General features: G+C 67.5%; 18 protein-coding genes and 4 tRNA genes. 12 read left to right on the top strand and 10 right to left on the bottom strand.

The genetic code is table 11. The features are described from left to right. Window positions 1–62: 62 nt before the first annotated feature. The 4 genes from A7W11_RS03990 to dacB form a co-directional block, all read right to left on the bottom strand. Window positions 63–1,130, bottom strand: a complete 1,068-nt coding sequence (locus tag A7W11_RS03990) for an alcohol dehydrogenase (protein ID WP_066408464.1) — start codon at window positions 1,128–1,130, stop codon at window positions 63–65. A gap of 16 nt (window positions 1,131–1,146) precedes the next feature. Then, window positions 1,147–2,352 carry an ABC transporter substrate-binding protein gene (locus A7W11_RS03985; protein ID WP_066408639.1) on the bottom strand — a complete coding sequence of 402 codons (1,206 nt, stop codon included), beginning with the start codon at window positions 2,350–2,352 and terminating at the stop codon, window positions 1,147–1,149. 276 nt (window positions 2,353–2,628) lie between these two features. Beyond that, window positions 2,629–3,267, bottom strand: coding sequence for a uracil phosphoribosyltransferase (gene upp, locus A7W11_RS03980; protein WP_066408462.1), 639 nt, complete (start codon window positions 3,265–3,267; stop codon window positions 2,629–2,631). A gap of 822 nt (window positions 3,268–4,089) precedes the next feature. Next, entirely contained in the window at window positions 4,090–5,526 is a 1,437-nt protein-coding gene (gene dacB, locus A7W11_RS03975) for a D-alanyl-D-alanine carboxypeptidase/D-alanyl-D-alanine endopeptidase (protein ID WP_066408460.1), read from the bottom strand. A gap of 219 nt (window positions 5,527–5,745) precedes the next feature. Here dacB and queA point away from each other — a divergent pair, with 219 nt between their 5' ends. Then, on the top strand, window positions 5,746–6,822 hold the full coding sequence (gene queA / locus A7W11_RS03970; protein WP_066408456.1) for a tRNA preQ1(34) S-adenosylmethionine ribosyltransferase-isomerase QueA: 1,077 nt from the start codon (window positions 5,746–5,748) through the stop codon (window positions 6,820–6,822). Beyond that, on the top strand, window positions 6,819–7,955 hold the full coding sequence (gene tgt / locus A7W11_RS03965; RefSeq protein ID WP_066408452.1) for a tRNA guanosine(34) transglycosylase Tgt: 1,137 nt from the start codon (window positions 6,819–6,821) through the stop codon (window positions 7,953–7,955). The genes queA and tgt overlap by 4 nt, the downstream gene beginning before the upstream one ends. A 4-nt stretch (window positions 7,956–7,959) precedes the next feature. Here the strand turns inward: tgt and A7W11_RS03960 are convergent, their stop codons facing one another. Then, window positions 7,960–8,277: a CcdB family protein gene (locus tag A7W11_RS03960; RefSeq protein WP_066408448.1), complete on the bottom strand. Its 318-nt coding sequence runs from the start codon at window positions 8,275–8,277 to the stop codon at window positions 7,960–7,962. A 5-nt stretch (window positions 8,278–8,282) separates the two neighbouring features. Beyond that, window positions 8,283–8,528, bottom strand: a complete 246-nt coding sequence (locus A7W11_RS03955; protein ID WP_156522990.1) for a type II toxin-antitoxin system CcdA family antitoxin — start codon at window positions 8,526–8,528, stop codon at window positions 8,283–8,285. A 302-nt stretch (window positions 8,529–8,830) separates the two neighbouring features. Between A7W11_RS03955 and yajC the strand changes: the two genes are divergently transcribed. The 3 genes from yajC to secF are packed head-to-tail and all read left to right on the top strand — an operon-like array spanning window position 8,831 to window position 12,121. Then, a complete protein-coding gene (yajC, locus tag A7W11_RS03950; protein ID WP_066408445.1) occupies window positions 8,831–9,175 on the top strand; it encodes a preprotein translocase subunit YajC in 345 nt (114 codons plus the stop codon). A 60-nt stretch (window positions 9,176–9,235) separates the two neighbouring features. Then, the gene (gene secD, locus A7W11_RS03945; RefSeq protein ID WP_066408442.1) at window positions 9,236–11,170 is read left to right on the top strand and encodes a protein translocase subunit SecD; all 1,935 of its coding nucleotides are present in this window, start codon (window positions 9,236–9,238) and stop codon (window positions 11,168–11,170) included. Between the two features lie 18 nt (window positions 11,171–11,188). After that, on the top strand, window positions 11,189–12,121 hold the full coding sequence (gene secF / locus A7W11_RS03940; RefSeq protein WP_066408439.1) for a protein translocase subunit SecF: 933 nt from the start codon (window positions 11,189–11,191) through the stop codon (window positions 12,119–12,121). Between the two features lie 52 nt (window positions 12,122–12,173). Here the strand turns inward: secF and A7W11_RS03935 are convergent, their stop codons facing one another. Next, window positions 12,174–13,208: an NAD-dependent epimerase/dehydratase family protein gene (locus A7W11_RS03935; protein WP_412778695.1), complete on the bottom strand. Its 1,035-nt coding sequence runs from the start codon at window positions 13,206–13,208 to the stop codon at window positions 12,174–12,176. 233 nt (window positions 13,209–13,441) lie between these two features. Between A7W11_RS03935 and miaB the strand changes: the two genes are divergently transcribed. From miaB to lnt, 5 genes are all read left to right on the top strand, one after another. Beyond that, window positions 13,442–14,923: a tRNA (N6-isopentenyl adenosine(37)-C2)-methylthiotransferase MiaB gene (miaB, locus tag A7W11_RS03930; RefSeq protein ID WP_066408431.1), complete on the top strand. Its 1,482-nt coding sequence runs from the start codon at window positions 13,442–13,444 to the stop codon at window positions 14,921–14,923. Beyond that, window positions 14,920–15,957 (top strand): PhoH family protein, encoded by a 1,038-nt coding sequence (locus A7W11_RS03925; RefSeq protein ID WP_066408415.1) that lies wholly within the window; start codon window positions 14,920–14,922, stop codon window positions 15,955–15,957. Before miaB ends, A7W11_RS03925 begins: the two co-directional genes overlap by 4 nt. After that, the gene (gene ybeY / locus A7W11_RS03920; RefSeq protein WP_066408412.1) at window positions 15,944–16,426 is read left to right on the top strand and encodes an rRNA maturation RNase YbeY; all 483 of its coding nucleotides are present in this window, start codon (window positions 15,944–15,946) and stop codon (window positions 16,424–16,426) included. The genes A7W11_RS03925 and ybeY overlap by 14 nt, the downstream gene beginning before the upstream one ends. A 66-nt stretch (window positions 16,427–16,492) precedes the next feature. Beyond that, on the top strand, window positions 16,493–17,383 hold the full coding sequence (locus A7W11_RS03915) for an HlyC/CorC family transporter (protein ID WP_066408407.1): 891 nt from the start codon (window positions 16,493–16,495) through the stop codon (window positions 17,381–17,383). Window positions 17,384–17,457: 74 nt separating this feature from the next. Beyond that, window positions 17,458–19,065, top strand: a complete 1,608-nt coding sequence (gene lnt, locus A7W11_RS03910) for an apolipoprotein N-acyltransferase (protein WP_066408404.1) — start codon at window positions 17,458–17,460, stop codon at window positions 19,063–19,065. A gap of 119 nt (window positions 19,066–19,184) precedes the next feature. Here lnt and A7W11_RS03905 read toward each other — a convergent pair. From A7W11_RS03905 to A7W11_RS03895, 3 genes are all read right to left on the bottom strand, one after another. Next, window positions 19,185–19,261: transfer RNA gene (locus A7W11_RS03905), tRNA-Asp, on the bottom strand. A gap of 45 nt (window positions 19,262–19,306) precedes the next feature. Next, window positions 19,307–19,382, bottom strand: a tRNA-Glu gene (locus A7W11_RS03900). A 27-nt stretch (window positions 19,383–19,409) separates the two neighbouring features. Then, window positions 19,410–19,485: transfer RNA gene (locus A7W11_RS03895), tRNA-Ala, on the bottom strand. A 321-nt stretch (window positions 19,486–19,806) separates the two neighbouring features. Between A7W11_RS03895 and A7W11_RS03890 the strand changes: the two genes are divergently transcribed. Continuing rightward, window positions 19,807–20,817, top strand: a complete 1,011-nt coding sequence (locus A7W11_RS03890; protein ID WP_066408402.1) for an aldo/keto reductase — start codon at window positions 19,807–19,809, stop codon at window positions 20,815–20,817. A gap of 188 nt (window positions 20,818–21,005) precedes the next feature. After that, window positions 21,006–21,081, top strand: a tRNA-Ala gene (locus A7W11_RS03885). Window positions 21,082–21,110: the final 29 nt, after the last annotated feature.

Raw genomic sequence — 21,110 nt, 5'->3', positions numbered from 1 at the left:
ACCCTGCCGATAGAGGCGCGACACGGCAGCCCCGCGCGCTTTCGCGGCGGAATGATGGACGGCTACGCCGCCGTCAACACCGCGCGCCCCACCACCTTGCCCTGGCGCAGCGACGCCAACACGCTGTCGGCCTCGGCCATCGGATGCCGGGTGACGGGCACGGACGCCACCTTGCCGCCGCGCACCAGGTCCATCAACTCCCGCAGTTCGGCCAGGTTGCCCACGTAGCTGCCGATGATGGACAAGGCCTTCATCGGAATCAGCGCGATGGGCCACGACGAGCCGCCGCCGAACAGGCCCACCACGACCAGCTTGCCGCCCTTGGCCAGGAAGTCGAACGCCAGCCCCGTGGTGGACGGCGCGCCGACCAGGTCGATGGCGCCCGCCAGCAGTTGACCGCCCGCCGCTTCGATGATCTGCCGGGCCGCATCCGGCGCCGCGCCATCGACGGCCGCCAGGGCCCCGGCATCCAATGCGGCCTGGCGCTTGGCCGGATCGATGTCGACCACGATGGCGCCCGCGCCGCCCAACGCCTCGATCAGCGTCAGGCACATCAGCCCCAGTCCACCCGCGCCGAAGATGACGATGGGACGCTGCGTATACACCTCGGCGCCGATCTTCTTCAGCGCGGAATAGGTGGTCAGGCCCGAGCAGGCATACGGCGCGATCAAGGCGGGATCGAGATCGCCGATGTCGATCAGGTAACGCGGATGCGGCACCACGATGTATTCGGCATAGCCGCCCGGCCGGTGCACGCCCAGGCACGCCGGCGCGGAGCAATGGTTCTCCATGCCGGACGCGCAGGCCGGGCACTTGGCGCTGCCGCAGCCGATCCACGGATACACCAGATACTGGCGTCCCTCGTCCAGGCCCTGTGCATCGGGCCCCGCCGACACCACCTCGCCCACGGTCTCGTGGCCCAGCGTCAGCGGTAGCGTCACGCCCCGCTCTTTCAGCGACAGCGTGCGTCCCTGGCCCAGGTCGTAACCGCCTTCCCACAGGTGGATGTCGCTGTGGCACACGCCCGCGGCGCGCACCTTCAGCAAGACCTGGGTTCCCTGCGGCTGCGGCGTGGGTTGGTCCAGCGCCTGCAACGGTTCGCGGAAATTGACAACGCAATAGCACTTCATCAAAGCCTCCTGGTTCTTACTTCTTGACCGACGGGCACTCGCTTTCCGCCAGCGACACGAACACTTTCTCGCCCGGCACGGTGGACAGGATCCTGTAGAAGTCGTTGGCGTACTTCGATTCGGCCGGCTTCTTCACTTCCACCAGGTACATGTCCATGATGACGCGCCCGTCCTCGGGACGCACGCGGGCGTTCTTGATCAGCCGGGTCGTGATGGGCCGCTCGCGCATCTTGCGGTTGACCGCCGCGCCGTCGAAGGTGCCCGCGGCCTGCGCCGCCTGCAGATAGTGCACCGTGGACACGTAGCTCAGCGCCTGCACGATGGACGGCGGGCGCGTCGTGCCCACCTTCTGCTGCCAGCGGCGGGTCCAGGCGCGCGTGTCCTCGTCGGCGTCCCAGTAGAAGCCTGTGGGAAACGTCAAACCCTGCGCCACCGGCAGGCCCATGGCCTGCACGTCGTTGATGAAAGTCAGGAAGGTCATCAGGCGCTGCTGGCCGCCCGTCAGTCCGAATTCCTGTGCCTGCTTGATCAGGTTGACCAGGTCGCCGCCCGCGCTGGCCAGGCCCACCACGTCCGCGCCGGAGGACTGCGCCTGCAGCAGGAACGACGCGAAGTCCAGCGCGCCCAGCGGGTGCCGCGTACTGCCCAGCACCTTGCCGCCGGCCGTCTGCACGAAGCGGCTCGCGTTGGCTTCCATCGATTTGCCGAACACGTAATCGGTGGTGATGAAGTACCAGCTCTTGCCGCCCTGGTCGACCACGCTGCGCACCACGGCATTGGCCAGCGCGTAGGTGTCGGGCGCCCACTGCGTGCTCAGTTCGCTGCACTGCTTGCCGCTGAAGTCGCCGGCGAAGCCGCCGCTGATCAGCGCGGCGCCGCCCTTCTCGCGCGCCACGCCTTGCGCCGCCAGCCCGGCGGAACTGGCCCCGCCGTCCACCACGGCCACCACGCCCTGCGTGTCGAACCAGCGCCGCACCAGCGACGAGGCCACGTCGGCCTTGTTCTGGTTGTCGGCGCCGATGACCTCGACCGTCTTGCCCGCGACCTTGCCGTCGAAGTCCTCGACGGCCATGCGCACGGCCATCTCGGACCCCAGCCCGCCCAGGTCGGCATAGATGCCGGATCGATCGTTGGATACCCCCAGGCGGACGACGTCCTGGGCCTGGGCGGCGCCCACGGCGAATGCCACGGCCACGGCCGCCACCACAGCGGAAATGCGCATCTGTTTGTCTCCCTGCGCGGCCTGTGGCCGCTTGTTTTGATAGGTACAAATGCGAAGCATCGGGCAGCGTCGTGCAGCCGCCTGAAAGAAATTTCCTGTGCGGAAAATTCCTGCGTTGACTGTAGGAGGGGGCGGGGACAAAGTCAACGGCCCGAGACGATCGCCCCCGGGCCGTTCGTGTGCGTGCGCGGAAAGACAGCGCGCCTGGCATCCGCATCGCGGCGCAGCATGGCCACGGAGCGGAAAAGTGCGGGCGGCCGTCACGGGCCGCACGGTTCAGTGGTTCTTCTGCTTGGTACCGAAAATGCGGTCGCCCGCGTCGCCCAGGCCGGGGATGATGTAGCCATCTTCGTTCAGGCGTTCATCGATGGACGCCGTGTAGATGTTGACGTCGGGATGCTTGGCCAGCACGGCGTCGATACCGACCGGCGCCGCCACCAGCACCAGCGCGCGGATCTCGCGGCAGCCGGCGCGCTTGAGCATGTCGATGGTGGCCAGCATGGAGCCGCCGGTGGCGAGCATGGGATCGACGATCAGCGCCAGGCGCTGGTCGAGCTCGCCCACCAGGCGCTCGACGTAGGTGTGCGCTTCGAGGGTCTCTTCGTTGCGAGCCACGCCCACGACGCTGACCTTGGCGCCGGGAATCAGGCTGAGCACGCCATCCAGCATGCCGATGCCGGCGCGCAGAATCGGCACGACAGTGACCTTCTTGCCGGCGATCTTCTCGACCTTGACGGTGCCGCACCAGCCTTCGACTTCGGCTTCGATCAGCGGCATGTCCTTGGACGCCTCGTAGGTCAGCAGCGCGCCGACTTCCTGCGACAGTTCGCGAAAGCTCTTGGTGCTCAGGTCGGCGCGCCGCATGATGCCCAGCTTGTGGCGGATCAGCGGATGACGAATTTCATGCACGGGCATGACAGGGATCTCCAGGGAATACGAATACGGCATGCGCCGGCCAGCGTGCCGTCGGAATATCGTAGCTTGGTTCCGGGCAGGATGGCGGTGGGTGTGGGGCGGGCGGGATGTTAACCCGTTGCGGGCATGCCGGGACCGGAGCCCGGTGCGGGGTTCTCATCGGGGCGCTGTTTCTGTGCCGGCGTTTGCTGTGTTCTTGAGGCGTCCTCTGTGCGGGATGGGGGCAGTGCCGGCCAAGTCGTCGGGCTCGGGCGCGCCACGAGGCGCCCTCGGCCGCTACGCGGCTGCCCCTCCTCCAATTGGCCGGCACTGCCCCCATCCCGCACAGAGGACTCACACCCGCGTCATGCGACGGTCTTCGCGGCAACGGCATGCGGATGGCGGCGCCACTGCGCATGTTTTCCGATTCCCCCTGCGGCAAGCCCTCCTCCCATCCACGCTGTCTCCACTCCCTCCGCCTGGCTCGTCACCGCCGAGCAAACACGAATAGCCACAAGCGCCGCATGCAGCGTGCAACGGATCGAGCGCAATAAGTGGAGAGAGGGGGGTTTGTATTCCGGGCTGTCGCGACTCGGAAAACCTTCCCGGCACGGCCAGTGAAGGCGCGGCATCCGCCGCATTGCACGAACGCCAGCCTCTGGATGGGAGTCCGGGCCGCGCCGGCCAATTGGAGTCGGGGCAGTCCCGCGCAGCGGGACCGAGGGCGCCTGCTGGCGCGCCCGAGCCCGACGACTTGGCCGGCGCGGCCCGGACTCCCATCCAGAGGCGACATAAGCACCCAAGACAACGAAAAAACACTTACCCAGCGCACCGCCAAAGCACTTATTGACGATCCACCAGCCAGGCAATCAACGCATCGTCGAACTGCCGCACCGCCCCGGCCTGCTCATGATTGACGATGCTGACGATGACATACCGCTTGCCGTTGCTCCCCAGCACATAGCCTGCAATGGCGCGCACATCGCGCAAGGATCCCGTCTTCAGATGCGCCATGCCCTCGGCATCCTTGCCGCGCAGACGACGGCGCACCGTGCCGTCCACCCCCGAGATCGCCAGCGATGACATGTATTCGGGCATATACGGCGAGGACCACGCCAGCGTCAGCAGCGAGGCCAGGCTTTCCGCCGACACCCGCGCCTCGCGGGCCAGGCCGGCGCCGTTGTCGATCACCAGTTCGGGCATCTTCAGGCCCTGCGCCGTCAGCAGCGAACGCGCCACCATGTCGCTGCTGGCCACCGTGGCCGGACGCGCGCCGCGCTCGGCACCCAGCGTCAGCAGCAGCGTGCGCGCCATCACGTTGTTGCTGCGCTTGTTGATCGTGCGGATGATCTCGCCCAGCGGCTTCGATTCGTTGGCCGTCAACAGCACCGCGTCGGCGGGCACGCGGCCGGCGCGCACCTGGCCCGTGAACTTGCCGCCCAGGTCCGTCCACAACTGGCGAAACACCGCCTGGGCGTATTCGGGCTGCGACAGCGCCAGCCGGTACAGGCTGAATTCGCCGCAGGATCCCGCCACTGTGCCACCCACGCGCAGCGAGACGCCCTGTTGGGTCATCACCGGATCGGTCGTCACCACCGGGGGACCGGGGCAGCGCGCGTCGCTCCATTGCACCTTGCCCTCGATGCGCACGCCGGGCAGCGGCGGATCGATGTAGGGCACCCACTGGCGCTTGGCCGCATCGGGCACGAACAGCAGGCGCATCGCGCCGAAGCCCACCATCAGGGCGTCCGGGCTGGCGTTGTAGGCGCGGTCGGGCGCGCCGTCGAAGGCGCCGGGGTCGATGGACACCTGGCCGAAGATGCTGCGGTCGATGACCAGGTCGCCGATCTGCTTCACCCCGCGCAACCGCAGGTCGCGCAGCAGGTTCCACACGTCTTGCAGCATCAGTTGCGGATCGCCGCCGGCGCGCAGGTACAGCGGGCCGGGCAACACACCCTTGGCATCGGGGCGCATGCCCGGATCGGCCAGCAGTTCGGTACGCCAGATGTAGTTGGGCCCCAGCTCGGACAGCGCCGCCCAGGTGGTGACCAGCTTCATCACCGAAGCCGGGTTGCGCGGCGTAGTGGCGTTGATGGCCGCCAGGCGCGGGCCGCCGATCTCCTGCACCACCAGCGACAGCGAATCGTCGGGCAGGCCGCTCTTCTTCCAGATGGCCGACAGCTCGGGAGGCAGCGCCTGCGCGTGTCCCTGTGCCGCCGCCAGCACCAGCCCGGCCGCCACCAGCCACCGCTTCAGTATTCCCGCTCGCTTGACCGCCATACGCGCCACGCCGCCGTGTTCCAGAAAACCGTGAGCATACCGAATCAAGCTTGCGGGCAGCCCAACGCCGGGCCATCGAAAGCGCCGGGTTTACCGGTGACCCGACGCACCACGCAACGAGCTTCATCCAGCCGGTGGGCGGTGTTTTCGCGCCGTCATACAATAGTGGGTTGTCCCGCGGCCCGATGCCGCGTCAATCTTTTCGGCTGTCCCCCTCGCGTGTCCGCCCCGCTCACCCTCTCCGATTTCGACTACGAACTGCCGCCCGAGCTGATCGCGCAGCATCCCGCCGCCCAGCGCGGCGGCAGCCGCCTGCTGCACCTGGATGCCGCCAGCCAACTGCACGACCGGCAGTTTCCCGACCTGGCCGACCTGCTGCGCGCGGGCGATCTGCTGGTCTTCAACGACACCCGCGTCATCAAGGCGCGCCTGGCCGGCCACAAGGCCGGCAGCGGCGGCAAGGTCGAAGTGCTGGTCGAACGCCTGGTCGAGCCCACCCGCGCCCTGGCCCACGTGCGCGCCAGCAAGTCGCCCGGCCCCGGCACCGTGCTGCGCCTGGCCGATGCGTTCGACGTCGAGGTGCTGGGCCGCGAAGGCGAACTGTTCGACCTGCGCTTTCCGGCGCCGGCGCTGGACCTGCTGGACGCGCACGGCGCCACGCCGCTGCCGCCCTACATCACGCACGCGGCCGAGGAAACCGACGACAGCCGCTACCAGACCGTCTACGCCCGCGAGCCGGGCGCGGTGGCCGCTCCCACCGCCGGCCTGCACTTCGACGACCCCATGCTGCAGAAACTGGCCGGCCTGGGCATCGAACGCGCCTTCGTCACCCTGCACGTGGGCGCCGGCACCTTCCAGCCCGTGCGCGTGGAGAACCTGTCCGAACACGTCATGCACGCCGAGTGGTACACCGTGCCGCAGGCCACGGCCGACGCCGTGGCGGCCACCCGCGCCCGCGGCGGCCGCGTCGTGGCCGTGGGCACCACCAGCGTGCGCGCCCTAGAATCCGCCGCCGCGAAGACGGAGACGGCGGCCAGCGCGGCGCGTCCGGGCCGCGATCGGCCCATCGAGGCCGCCCAGGGCGATACCCGGCTGTTCATCACGCCGGGCTACCGCTACCGCGCGGTGGACGCGCTGCTGACCAACTTCCACCTGCCCCAGTCGACCCTGCTGATGCTGATATCGGCGCTGGCCGGCATGGATCCCATCCGCCGAGCCTATGCGCACGCGGTGGCACAGCGCTACCGCTTCTTCAGCTACGGCGACGCCATGTTCATCGAAACTCCCCGCCCATGACCGGACTGCGCTACGAACTGCTGGCCACCGACGGCGCCGCGCGCCGCGGCCGCATCACCCTCAACCACGGCACGGTCGAGACCCCGATCTTCATGCCCGTGGGCACCTATGGCAGCGTCAAGGCCATGCTGCCGCACGAACTCAAGGAAATCGGTTCGCAGATCGTGCTGGGTAACACCTTCCACCTGTGGCTGCGCCCCGGCACCGAGATCATGCAGAAGCATGGCGGCCTGCACGGCTTCATGCAGTGGGACAAGCCCATCCTGACCGACTCGGGCGGCTTCCAGGTGTTCAGCCTGCAAGGCATGCGCAAGATCACCGAGGAAGGCGTGAAGTTCGCCTCGCCCATCGACGGATCGCGCCTGTTCCTGACGCCCGAGGAATCGATGCGCATCCAGCGCGGGCTGAATTCCGACATCGTCATGGTGTTCGACGAGTGCACGCCCTACGAGATCGACGGTCGCCCCGCCACCGCCGAGGAAGCCGCCCGCTCGATGCGCATGTCGCTGCGCTGGGCGCGCCGCTCGCGCGACGAGTTCGACAAGCTCGAAAATCCCAACGCCCTGTTCGGCATCGTGCAGGGCGGCATGTACGAATCGCTGCGCGACGAGTCCCTGGCCGGCCTGCGCGACATCGGTTTCCACGGCTACGCCATCGGCGGCCTGTCGGTGGGCGAGCCCAAGGAAGATATGCTGCGCATCCTGGCGCACGTGGCGCCGCGCCTGCCGGCCGACGCCCCGCGTTACCTGATGGGCGTGGGCACGCCGGAAGACCTGGTCGAAGGCGTGGCCAACGGCGTGGACATGTTCGACTGCGTGATGCCGACGCGCAACGCGCGCAACGGCTGGCTGTTCACGCGCTTCGGCGACCTGAAGATCCGCAACGCGCGCTACCGCGACGACACCCGCCCTCTGGACCCGACCTGCGGCTGCCACACCTGCCAGAACTTCTCGCGCGCCTACCTGCATCACCTGCAGCGCGCCAACGAAATCACCGGCGCGCGCCTGAACACGCTGCACAACCTGCATTTCTACCTGGACCTGATGCGCCAGATGCGCGAAGCCATCGCAGAGGGCCGCTTCGACGCCTGGCGCGCGCAATTCGCGGCAGACCGGGCGCGCGGGGTGGAGTGACGAATCAGAATGCGCCGAACAGGCGATCCAGCGCACTGACGATCTTGTCTTGCTCGGGGCGCAGCGAGTCGACCGGCGCAGCCAGTTCGCGCAAAGGGATGGCGGCAAGCTTGGGCATATCCAGAAAACACCGCTGGCTTGCCACTTGAAAGACCGGCATCAGATCTGCCGGCAGGCGCAGATCGGGAAAACTCGACAACAGGCGCAGCGGGACAACGACACGGGTGTTCAAGCCCGCGAGATGCTCACTTTGCACGTCGAGCAAGAAAGGCGTGGTCGCGGCATGCGCGCCCGGGTTGGGGTAAACGTCGAAGCGGGCCATGGCGGTCAGAAGCTTCGCCACTGATCGAGCGGCAAGCCCTCGGCTTCGGTCAGACGGTTATAGGCGTCGATGAAATCGGCATGCTCATCGGCCCAGCGCCGGGCCCTCTCCACGCGGATAGCCTCGCGCAGCAACTGATCGCATAGCTGAGAAATATTCATGCCGAGTTCCCGCGCGCTTTCATAGACATCAAGGGAAAGCGAGATGTTCGTGGCGCGTTTCGGCGCAGTTTTCGTGGAGGTCTCGACCATGGGCTGTCTCCTGCGCATCAAAAATGCGCACATGAATGCGCATTAATTATACGCATCCGCACGATCTTCCGGGCTGAGCGACATCCCGCGCGACCGGATGGCAACCCCGCTACAATAGTCGGCTTGCCCTGTCCAATAGGCTCGCGCGGGGACGGGGCGCGATTAGATGTAGGGACGGTACACCGGGACAAATCCCGGAACCAGGCACGGCCACGCGCCGTGCCGGCCAGAGCCGGCCTCGAAGCCGGCCTGGACCCGTCACCCGCCAACCCAAAACACTGATATTTGCAGGGAGTTCAACCATGTCCGCAATCGACACCGCCGGCCTCGTCCTGGCCCAGGCCGCCGCTCCGGAAGGCAATGCGCTGATGGGCATGCTGCCCATCGTGCTGATGTTCGTGATCCTCTATTTCCTGATGATCCGTCCGCAGATGAAGCGCCAGAAAGAGCATCGCAACCTGGTGGCCGCGCTGGCCAAGGGCGACGAAGTCGTCACCGCCAGCGGTGTACTGGGCAAGGTCTCCAAGGTGACCGACAGCTACGTCACGATCGAGATCGCCGACCTGGCCGAAAAGCCCGTCGAAGTAATCATGCAGAAGACCGCGGTCACGACCGTGCTGCCCAAGGGAACCATCAAGGCCCTGTAAGCCTCTGATCAGGCCCCGCATGCGGGGCCTTTCGTCTTCTTTACGCATCAATCGCCGGCAATGAACCGCTATCCTCTCTGGAAATACATCACGGTCCTGGTCGCGGTCGTGATCGGCCTGCTCTACACGCTGCCCAACTTCTACGGCGAATCTCCCGCCGTGCAGATCTCCAGCGCCAAGGCCACCACCAAGGTCGAGCCCGCCATGCTGGAACAGATCCAGCAGATCCTGGCCACCGCCAAGCTCGAGCCCACCAGCGTCTACTACGAGCTGAACGGCACGCTGGGCACCGTGCGCGCCCGCTTCCCGTCCACCGACGTGCAGTTGCAGGCCCGCGACGCGATCGACCACGCTCTGAATCCCGATGCCGGCGACCCCCGCTATACCGTCGCGCTGAACCTGCTGCCCGCCTCGCCCACCTGGATGCGCTGGCTCGGCTTCTTCGAGCCGCGCCCCATGTACCTGGGCCTGGACCTGCGCGGCGGCGTGCACTTCCTGCTGCAGGTCGACATGCAGGGCGCCCTGACCGCCCGCTACGACTCGCTGTCGGCCGACGTGCGCAGCGTGCTGCGCGACCAGAAGGTCAATGTGTCCGGCGTCGAACGCTCGGGCATGTCGGTCGTGGCCACCTTCGCCAACGACGACGACCGCTCGCGCGCCCATGACGCGCTGCGCAGCCGCCTGACCGAATTGGCCTACACCGAGAACAACGACGGCGGCCGTCCCCAACTGGTCGGCCAACTGAGCCCCGCCGCGGTCACCCGCGTGCAGGACAACGCGCTCAAGCAGAACATCAACACCCTGCACAACCGTATCAACGAGCTGGGCGTGGCCGAACCCGTCATCCAGCAGCAGGGGGCCGACCGCATCATCGTCCAGTTGCCCGGCGTGCAGGACGTGGCCAAGGCCAAGGAACTGCTGGGCCGCACCGCCACCCTCGAAATCCGCATGGTCGACGATTCGCCGGCCTCGATGAGCGCCCTGGCCAACGGCACCGTGCCCTTCGGCCTGGAACGCTACACCGACCGCGACGGCTCGCCCGTGCTGGTGCGCCGCCAGGTCATCCTGACCGGCGAAAACCTGCAGGACGCCCAACCGGGCCGCGACCAGCAGACCCAGCAGGCTGCCGTGCACCTCACGCTGGACAGCAAGGGCGCGCGCATCTTCCGCGACGTCACCCGCGACAACATCGGCAAGCGCATGGCCATCCTGCTGTTCGAGAACGGCAAGGGTGAAGTCGTCACCGCCCCGGTCATCCGTGGCGAGATCGGCGGCGGACAGGTGCAGATCACCGGCAGCATGACCGCCGAGGAGGCCGCCGACACGTCGCTGCTGCTGCGCGCCGGTTCGCTGGCCGCGCCGATGTCCATCATCGAGGAACGCACCATCGGCCCCAGCCTGGGCGCCGACAACATCGCGAAGGGCTTCGACTCCACGCTGTATGGCTTCCTGGCCATCGCCGTGTTCATCATCCTGTACTACCACCTGTTCGGCGTGTTCTCCACCGTCGGCCTGACGATGAACGTGCTGTTCCTGCTGGCGCTGCTGTCCATGCTGCAGGCCACGCTGACCCTGCCCGGCATCGCGGCCATCGCGCTCACGCTGGGCATGGCCATCGACGCCAACGTGCTGATCAACGAGCGTATCCGCGAGGAACTGCGCAATGGCGCCACGCCGCAGCAGGCCATCCACCACGGCTTCGAACGCGCCTGGGGCACCATTCTCGACTCGAACCTCACCACGCTGATCGTGGGCCTGGCCCTGCTGGCCTTCGGTTCGGGACCGATCCGCGGCTTCGCGGTGGTGCACTGCCTGGGCATTCTCACCTCGATGTTCTCGTCGGTGGTGGGCGTGCGTGCCCTGGCCAACCTGTGGTATGGCCGCAAGCGCAAGCTGACCAGCATCTCGGTCGGCACCGTGTGGCGTCCGGGCGCCGATGCTCCCGCCGCCAACGGCAAGAACGGTTCGCGCGGCAACACGCCGGCCGTCAAGTAACCCCTAGGGCGAAGCAACATGGAATTCTTCCGGATCCACCGCACCATCCCGTTCATGCGCCACGCGCTGGTGCTGAACGCCATCAGTCTCATCACCTTCCTGGCCGCGGTGTTCTTCATCCTGACGCGCGGCTTCCACCTGTCGATCGAGTTCACCGGTGGCACGGTCATGGAAGTCAGCTACGCGCAGACCGTCCAGCTGGAAAACGTGCGCGGCACGGTGTCCAAGCTGGGCTACACCGACTTCCAGGTGGCCAACTTCGGCACGTCGCGCGACGTCATGATCCGCCTGCCGGTCGCCCAGGGCCAGACCTCGGCCACGCAAAGCGAATCGGTCATGCAGGCGCTGAAGGCGGCCGATGCCTCGGTCGAGCTGCGCCGCGTCGAGTTCGTCGGCCCTCAGGTGGGCGAGGAACTGCTGCACAACGGCCTGATGGCCCTGCTGGTCGTGGTGCTGGGCATCATGGTCTACCTGGGCTTCCGGTTCGAGTGGAAGTTCGCCGTGGCCGGCGTGATCGCCAACCTGCACGACGTGGTCATCATCCTGGGCTTCTTCGCGTTCTTCCAGTGGGAATTCTCGCTGGCGGTGCTGGCCGGCGTGCTGGCGGTGCTGGGCTACTCGGTGAACGAATCCGTGGTCATCATGGACCGGATCCGCGAGAACTTCCGCAAGTACCGCAAGGCGGACACGAAGGAAGTCATCAACAGCGCCATCACCCAGACCATCTCGCGCACCATCATCACCCACGGCTCCACCACGATGATGGTGCTGGCCATGCTGTTCTTCGGCGGTCCGACGCTGCACTACTTCGCGCTGGCCCTGGTCATCGGCATCTGGTTCGGCATCTATTCGTCGGTGTTCGTGGCGGCCGCGCTGGCCATGTGGCTGGGCATCAAGCGCGAAGACATGGTCAAGCCCGTCAAGAAAGACGACGACGTCGAGATCGCCTGACGTCGGTCGCGCCGGCGGCCGCGCCCGTGGCCGCCGAGTCCCTCCCGCCCGCTCAACCCGCCACCGTTCGCGTGGCGGCGCGGGGAAAACATCCCAGGCTTGCCAAGGTCGTCTGCACCGCCTCGTCCCAAGGGGTGTGCGGCTCGCGTCCCAACGCCGCGATCAGCCTGGCATTCTCCATGCGCACCGGCGTGCGCCACAGGTAGTGCATCTCGCGCATTTCGCGCAGCGTGGACGAGAACGGCGCGGCCACGGACGTCAGCCACCAGGGAAAGCGGGCCATCCGTGGCTCCCGCGCGCCGTGCTGGGTCATGGCGTCACGAATCTTCCTGGCCATCGTCATGCCATCGTCGTCCCAATGGCCCGCCATGTGGAAACGCGCGAACGGCGCCAGCCGCTCGCGGCAGGCCAACAGGGCGACGATGGTGCGCGCCACGTCGGGCAGGTACGACCATTGATGGCCGATGCCGGGCTCGCCTGGCACGGAGATGCGCGACACCGGCCGGCCCGGCTTCACCAGCGCCTGCGAGAACCAGTTGTTGCGCGCCCCCGGCCCGAAAAAATCGCCGGCCCGCACGATCAGCGCCCGCAACCCTCCGCGCTCGGCCTCTTCGGACAGGCGCTCTTCCATCCTCGCCCGGATCGCCCCCTTGCGGGTGACAGGATTCTGTGGAGCCTCCTCCGACACGGCCCGAAAGGCATCGGGCCCGTAGTTGTACACCGTGCCGGGCAGCACCACCGTGGCGCCCTCGTTGCGCGCGGCCGCCAGCGTGTTCTCCAGCATGGGCATCACCAGCTCGTCCCACCGCCGGTAGCCCGGCGGATTGACCGCGTGCACGATCACGGAACAGCCTCTGGCCGCCAGGGCGATGCCTTGGGCATCCATCGCATCGCCGCGCAGCCACAGCATGCCGTCGCGCGGCTCGGAAGCCGGCACGTCGTCGTTGCCGCGCCGCAGTGCGCGCACCTGCCAACCCATATCGCGCAGCTGGCGGGCCACTTCACCGCCGATGCCTCCCTGCGCGCCCAGCACCAATACCGTCTTGTTGTTGTCCGCCATGCGGGACTGCTCCTCTGCAATGGACATGAATCGATTATGGGCGGGCAAGACCCGAATTTCATGGCCGAATGGCAACGAGGGTTGCTGAATGTTGGCGGGAATATTTCGGTCATCTTTGCGGACATCGTCCCTTGGATAGGCCCCGCGCGCCTTTCTTGAACCGGTGGCGGACCGCCCCGGCGCTCCACCCGCCCGCGCACGCTAAAATGTTCGTTTTCCCTAGGCGCCCCCGGGATCTACACCCGTCACGGCGAACTCCGATGCAAGAAACCACGCTCAAGCGCGCGTCCGCCCCGGTCGACGCGCCCGCTGCCGCCACCGTCCCCTCCGACGCCGCCGGCCCCCGCAAGCTCTATATCCGCACCTTCGGCTGCCAGATGAACGAGTACGACTCGGACAAGATGGCCGACGTGCTGCGCGCCGACCAGGGCCTGGAGCTGACCGACACGCCCGAAGATGCCGACGTCATACTTTTCAATACCTGTTCGGTGCGCGAAAAGGCGCAAGAGAAAGTGTTCTCCGACCTGGGCCGCGTGCAGCACCTGAAGAAGCTCAATCCGCGCCTGGTGATCGGCGTGGGCGGCTGCGTGGCCAGCCAGGAAGGCGAGGCCATCGTCAAACGCGCCCCCTATGTCGACGTGGTGTTCGGCCCGCAGACGCTGCACCGCCTGCCCGAGCTCATCGCCCGCCGCCGCGCGCAGGGCCGCTCGCAGGTCGACATCAGCTTCCCCGAGATCGAGAAGTTCGATTCGATGCCGCCGCCGCGCGTGGACGGCGCCACCGCCTTCGTGTCCATCATGGAAGGCTGTAGCAAGTACTGCAGCTTCTGTGTCGTGCCCTACACGCGCGGCGACGAAGTCTCGCGTCCGTTCGACGACGTACTGGTCGAGGTGGCCGACCTGGCCGACCAGGGCGTGAAGGAAGTCACGCTGCTGGGCCAGAACGTCAACGCCTATCGCGGCGCGATGGGCGACTCCGGCGAGATCGCCGACTTCGCCACGCTGCTGGAGTACGTGCACGAGATCCCCGGCATCGAGCGCATCCGCTACACCACCTCGCATCCCAAGGAAATGACCCAGCGCATGGTCGACGCCTATGCGCACCTGCCCAAGCTGGTGTCCTTCCTGCACCTGCCGGTGCAAGCGGGCAGCGACCGCGTGCTGGCCGCCATGAAGCGCGGCTACACGGCGCTCGAGTTCAAGTCGGTGGTTCGCAAGCTGCGCGCCGCCCGTCCCGGGCTGACGCTGTCGTCCGACTTCATCGTGGGCTTCCCCGGAGAAACCGAGGAAGACTTCGAGAAAACGATGAAGCTGATCGCGGACGTCGGCTTCGACACCTCGTTCTCCTTCGTCTACTCGCGCCGTCCCGGCACGCCCGCCGCCGACCTGCACGACGACACGCCGCAGGACGTCAAGCTGCGCCGCCTGCAACGCCTGCAGGCCCTGATCAACGAACAGGCCGCCGCCATCGCCAACGGCATGGTCGGCACGCGCCAGCGCGTGCTGGTCGAGGGCGAGTCGCGCCGCGACGCCCGCGAACTGATGGGCCGCACCGAGAACAACCGTATCGTCAACTTCGCCGCGCCGGCCCGCCTGATCGGCCAGATGATCGACGTCGAGATCACCCACGCCAATACCAACACCCTGCGCGGCCGGGTGGTCATCGGCGACGGCTCGAACCACGAGTCCGGCACCGCGCAACACGCAGGCGCCCCCATCACCGCAGGCCAGGACACCGAATGAGTACAGCCCCCCGCGGCCGCAAGCGGCAGATGCCCGTCATCGTCACGCTGGACGGCGACAACACCCACCTGGCCAACCTGTGCGGCCCCCTGGACGAGAACCTGCGCCAACTGGCCGACGGCATGGGCGTGCGCCTGTCGCGGCGCGGCTCGCGCGTCACCATCGAAGGCGAGCGGGCCGAACTGGCCAGCCGCGCCCTGCGCCGTTTCCACGACCAGGCCACGCACCGCGAACTGTCGATCGACGACATCCAGCTGGGCCTGGTCGAGATCGGCATCGGCCGGCAGACCGAGGAAGAAGCGCAAGAGGTCGATCCGCGCGAACAGGGCGCCAACGGCCTGCCCGGCCTGGAAAGCGAGGACGGCACGCCGATCCTGCGCACCCGCCGCTCCGACCTGCGCCCCCGCACGCCGCGCCAGCGCGACTACCTGGAAAACATCCTCAAGCACGACATCACCTTCGGCGTGGGGCCGGCCGGCACCGGCAAGACCTGGCTGGCGGTGGCCTGCGCCATCGACGCGATGGAGCGCGAGACGGTGCAGCGCCTGGTGCTGACGCGCCCGGCCGTCGAGGCCGGCGAGCGCCTGGGCTTCCTGCCCGGCGACCTGGCCCAGAAGGTCGACCCCTATCTGCGCCCGCTGTACGACGCCCTGTACGACCTGATGGGCTTCGACCGCGTGCAGCGCCTGTTCGAGAAACAGACCATCGAGATCGCGCCGCTGGCCTACATGCGCGGCCGCACGCTGAACCACGCCTTCGTCATCCTGGACGAGGCGCAGAACACGACGCCCGAGCAGATGAAGATGTTCCTGACCCGCATCGGGTTCGGCAGCAAGGCGGTCATCACGGGCGATCCCTCGCAGGTCGACCTGCCGCGCGGCCAGCGCAGCGGCCTGGCGCATGCCGTGCAGGTGCTGGAAGACGTGCAGGGTATCGCCACCACCCGTTTCACCAGCCGCGACGTGGTGCGCCACCCTCTGGTGGCCCGCATCGTCGACGCCTACGACCTGGCCGCCCAGAATGAAGAGTCCTGATCTGTCCCTGGCGGTGCAGTACGCCGTGGCCGAGCCGCGCCTGCCGCGCTGGCGCCTGCGCCGCTGGGCGCAGTACGCCCTGGCGGGCGCCGCGCAGGACGGCTTGGTCGACTTCGACGCCGCCGAACTCAGCCTGCGCCTGGTCGGGCAGGCCGAGGGACGGCGCCTGAACCGCGACTTCCGCGAGCGCGACTACGCCACCAACGTGCTGACCTTCGAGTACGGCATCGGCCCGGACGGCGTGGCGCGCGGCGACATCATCGTCTGCGTGCCGGTGCTGGCCCGCGAGGCCCGCGAGCAGCGCAAGACGCTGCTGCACCACGCCGCCCACCTCACCATCCATGGCGTGCTGCACGCGCTGGGCTACGACCACATCCGGGCGCGCGACGCCAAGCGGATGGAAAGCCTGGAGACCGCCGTGCTCGCCCGCATGGGTATCGATGACCCTTATATCGCGCCAGCCGGGTAATCGCGTAACAAACCTGCAGCCAGGATTCGGTTATGCTGGCTCTTCCCCAACTTGTCCGCTTGGACGATGTCCGACCCTTACCCTGCCACCGATGCGCCCGCGCGCAACGCAAAATCCTCCAAATCCCTCCTCGACCGTGTCCTGGGCCTCGTACGCCGTGAGCCCGAAGACCGCGAAGGCATCAAGGCCGTACTCGACGCCGCGCACGAACGCGAGCTGATCGACGCCGAATCCTATTCCATGATCAAGGGCGCGCTGGCCGTGTCCGAGCTCACCGTGGCGGACATCATGGTGCCGCGTGCGCGCATGGACCTGCTGGACATCTCCCAGCCGCTGCCGCAGTTGCTGGCCATCGTCATCGAGACGGCCCATTCGCGCTTCCCGGTCTATGAAGACGACCGCGACAACATCATCGGCATCCTGCTGGCCAAGGATCTGCTGCGCTGCATGCTGGAGCCCGGCATCGAACTGCGCGCGCTGGTCCGTCCCGCCGTGTTCATTCCCGAAGCCAAGCGCCTGAACGTGCTGCTGCGCGACTTCCGCGTCAGCCGCAACCACCAGGCCATCGTCATCGACGAGCACGGCGGCATCTCGGGCCTGGTCACCATGGAAGACGTGCTGGAGGAAATCGTCGGCGACATCGAGGACGAGTACGACGAGGACGACACCGCCTCGATCATCCCCGAGGCCGACAACCAGTGGCGCCTCTTGGCCGCCACCGAGATCAGCCACTTCAACGACACGTTCCAGACCGACCTGCCCGACGACGACTACGACAGCGTCGGCGGCTGGATGGGCGGTGAACTCGGCCGTATCCCCAAGCGCGGCGACATCGCCGTGCGGGGCGACCTGCGCATCGAAGTCATCCGGGCCGATGCGCGCCGCGCGCTGTGGCTGCGGGTACGCCGCCTGCCGCAGCGTCCGGCCGCCGAATCCACCGCGCCCGCCGAAGCGTAAGCATTGCCGCCCGGCCTGGCCGGGCGGACGTCACATCCGGGCCTCGGCCACGCAGCAACAAGAAGGGTAAGCCCGTGAACACCATACCCCCGCGGTGGCGCACCGCCATCACGCTGGCCCTGGCCGGCGGCGTGCATGCCCTGGCCTTCGCCCCCGATCCCCTGCCGACGTGGTCCCTGGCAGTCGTCCAGGTGCTGGCGCTGGCCGTGCTGGCCCGCGCCACTGCCGACGCCCGGCGCGGCTGGCACGCCTTCGCGCGCGGCTGGTGGTTCGGCCTGGTCAGCTTCAGCATCGGGCTGTATTGGCTGTTCATCAGCATGAATCACTTCGGCGGCCTCTCGGCCCCGCTGGCCGTGGCCGGCGTGGTGGCGCTGTCCGCCTTCCTGGCCCTGTTCGCGGGGTTCGCCGGCATGCTGTCCGTGTGGCTACGTCCCATCGGCAAACCCGCTTCGCCGCTGGCCCATGCCCTGACCTGGGCCGCCGCCTGGGCCGGCCTGGAATGGCTGCGCAGCGTGCTGTTCTCGGGCTTCCCGTGGCTGAACATCGGCTACGCGCACGTGGATAGCCCCCTGGCCGGCTGGGCGCCCCTGCTGGGCGTGCACGGCATGGCCCTGCTGGCCGCGCTGGCGGCCGCCGCGCTGGGATCCATTCCACGGTCCTCGGCCGGCCGCCTGCGGCCCGCCCTGCCCGTGCTGGGAACCGCGCTGGCGCTGGTCGCGGCGGGCTGGCCCCTGGCCCGCGTCGAATGGTCCGCGCCCGAGGGCGAGCCGATGAACATGCGCCTGGTCCAAGGCAACATCGGCCAGTCGCAGAAGTTCGATCCGGCCCTGCTGGAAGAGGGCATCATCGGCCACATGCGGCTGGCCGTGCAGGCACCTGCCGCCGGCGAGCCCGCGCCCGACCTGATCATCCTGCCCGAGACAGTGTTGCCGCTGTTCCAGGACCAGCTCGATCCGCAGGTGTGGGAAACCTGGCGCAAGCTGGCCGAACGCCAGAACAGCGCCATCGCCATGGGCGTGCCGCTGCACACCGTCGAGGCCGACGGCTCGCAGCGCTATACCAACAGCGCCATCGGCTTCGACGCCAATACGCCATTCGAGCAGATCGCCGCCGGCACCATGCCGCAGCGCTACGACAAGCGCCATCTGGTGCCCTGGGGCGAATACGTGCCGCCAGGCTTCGGCTGGTTCGTGCAGATGCTGAACATTCCGCTGGGCGAATTCGACCGCGGCCCGGTGCGCCAGCAGCCATTCGACATCCGCGGCCGGCACCTGGCGTTCAACATCTGCTATGAAGACCTGTTCGGGCCCGAGTTGCTGCCGGCGATATTGCCCGGCCCCAATGGCGAGCCGGGCGCGACCATCCTGGTCAACCTGAGCAATCTGGGATGGTTCGGCGACAGCTGGGCGTTGCGCCAGCATCTGCAGATCGGCCGCCTGCGCAGCGTGGAAACCGCCCGGCCCATGGTGACGGTGACCAATACCGGCATCACCGCGTCGATCGATGCGCATGGCCGCGTCGACGCGATACTGCCGCCGCACACGGCGGGCATCCTGCCCGTGACGGTGCAAGGCATGGCCGGCCTGACACCTTATACGCGCTATGGCGATGCGCCATTGCTGCTGCTGTCGGGCGCGCTGCTGATCGTCGCGGCCGCGCGGCGCGGGCGCAAGACGCGTTGACGAGATGAAGCGCCGCGAATGGCGGCGGCTTTCGAGGCCGCCCGTTCGCGGCCGCCAACCGATCGCACAAAGCAAAAAGGGTCAGCACATTGCGCGCTAACCCTTCAGCTTGAATCTAGTGGCGGAGCGGACGGGGCTCGAACCCGCGACCCCCGGCGTGACAGGCCGGTATTCTAACCAACTGAACTACCGCTCCGCAGCGGTTTATGTCACCGTACTACTTGTGCAGATGCCAGCAAGCTGGCGTCCCCTAGGGGATTCGAACCCCTGTACTCACCGTGAAAGGGTGATGTCCTAGGCCTCTAGACGAAGGGGACCCGGACTGCACATTTCTTCGCTTTGACTGGTGGAGGTAAGCGGGATCGAACCGCTGACCTCTTGCATGCCATGCAAGCGCTCTCCCAGCTGAGCTATACCCCCCCGAGATTCAAACAGCGCCTTGCTTTTTGCTGCTTGCTTCGTTGTGTCGGCGAAGAAACGAGATTATGCAGAAGTTTTTGGCTTTGTGCAAGTCGGCTGCTGAAAAAATCCAATTTTTTCGTCATCTCTCTGCCACGAACTCGACACCAGGCCTGCGGCAATCGCAGATCCAGGGACATAGCTCGAATCAAATCAACAACTTGCGCGTCAAGCGCTTTAGGTGCATCGTCGATGCAATGACGATCGCGGACGCCGCATCCAGCACGACGACACATCATGACCCGAACCTCCTTCCCTACCCGGCGCCTGGGGCGCACCGACATGCACATCACCCGCGTCGGCTTCGGCGCGTGGGCCGCCGGCGGCGGCGACTGGGCGGTGGGCTGGGGGTCGCAGGATGACGGCGAGTCCATCGCCGCGATCCGCCATGCGGTCGACCGCGGCATCAACTGGATCGACACGGCGGCCGTCTACGGACTGGGCCATTCGGAGGACATCGTGCGCCGGGCGCTATCCGGCATGCCGTCCTCGCAGCGCCCCTATGTATTCACCAAGGGCGGACTGACCTGGTCGCAGGACGACGATCCGCGCGCCATGCCCCGCCGCAACGGTTCGCCCGACAGCCTGCGGCGCGAAGTCGACGCTTCGTTGCGGCGCCTGGGCGTCGAATGCATCGACCTCTACCAGATGCACTGGCCGGCGGGCGACGGCACGCCGCTTTCCGAATACTGGGGCACGCTGCTGGAACTGAAGCAGGCCGGCAAGCTGCGCGCCATCGGCCTGTCCAACCACAACCTGGCCCAGTTGCAGGCCGCCCAGGCGCTGGGCCCCGTCGATACGCTGCAGCCGCCCTTCTCGGCCGTGCGGCGCGAAGCCGCGGCGGATCTGCTGCCGTGGTGCGCAGAACACGACGTCGGCGTGATCGTCTACAGCCCCATGCAATCGGGCCTGCTGTCGGGCAAGTTCTCCGAAGCCCGCGCGGCCGCCCTGCCCAAGGACGACTGGCGTTCGCGGCACGCGGAGTTCACCGCGCCACTGCTGGCGCGCAACCTGGCGCTGGCCGATGCGCTGGAACCGATCGCCGACCGCCACGGCACGACAGCGGGCGCGGTGGCGATCGCCTGGACGCTGGCATGGCAGGGCGTCACCGGAGCCATCGTCGGCGCGCGCAGCGCCGCGCAGGTCGACGGCTGGCTGGCGGCCGCCACGCTGGAGCTGGATGGAGACGATCTGGACGATATCGCCCGAGCCATCGAACGCAGCGGCGCGGGCGCGGGGCCGGCCTGGCCGCATGCCGACGACGTGCCGTTGACCGAGCGCCTGCGCCGCTGACACGGCACGTTGCCCCCCGGCGCTGACGACGCTGCACGGCGGTCCGAAAAAATTTCGGCGGATTTGCTTGCGCATCTGACAGCGGTAAAAAAATAGTGCATAATTCGCGCCCTGTTCGCCGAAACGGCTTTACGGCAAAGGCAAAGCGATACCTTCCCAGGCCATCGCCAAGCGCAGTGAAGACCATCGGGGGTATAGCTCAGCTGGGAGAGCGCTTGCATGGCATGCAAGAGGTCAGCGGTTCGATCCCGCTTACCTCCACCAGTCCAGGCGAACAGAATGTGCGGGTCCAA

The sequence above is a fragment of the Bordetella ansorpii genome (assembly GCF_900078315.1).
In the GTDB taxonomy this organism is placed as follows: Bacteria; Pseudomonadota; Gammaproteobacteria; order Burkholderiales; family Burkholderiaceae_B; genus Bordetella; species Bordetella ansorpii.
Note: the sequence above shows the minus strand (reverse complement) of the source record. Positions and strands in the feature narration are given on the sequence as shown.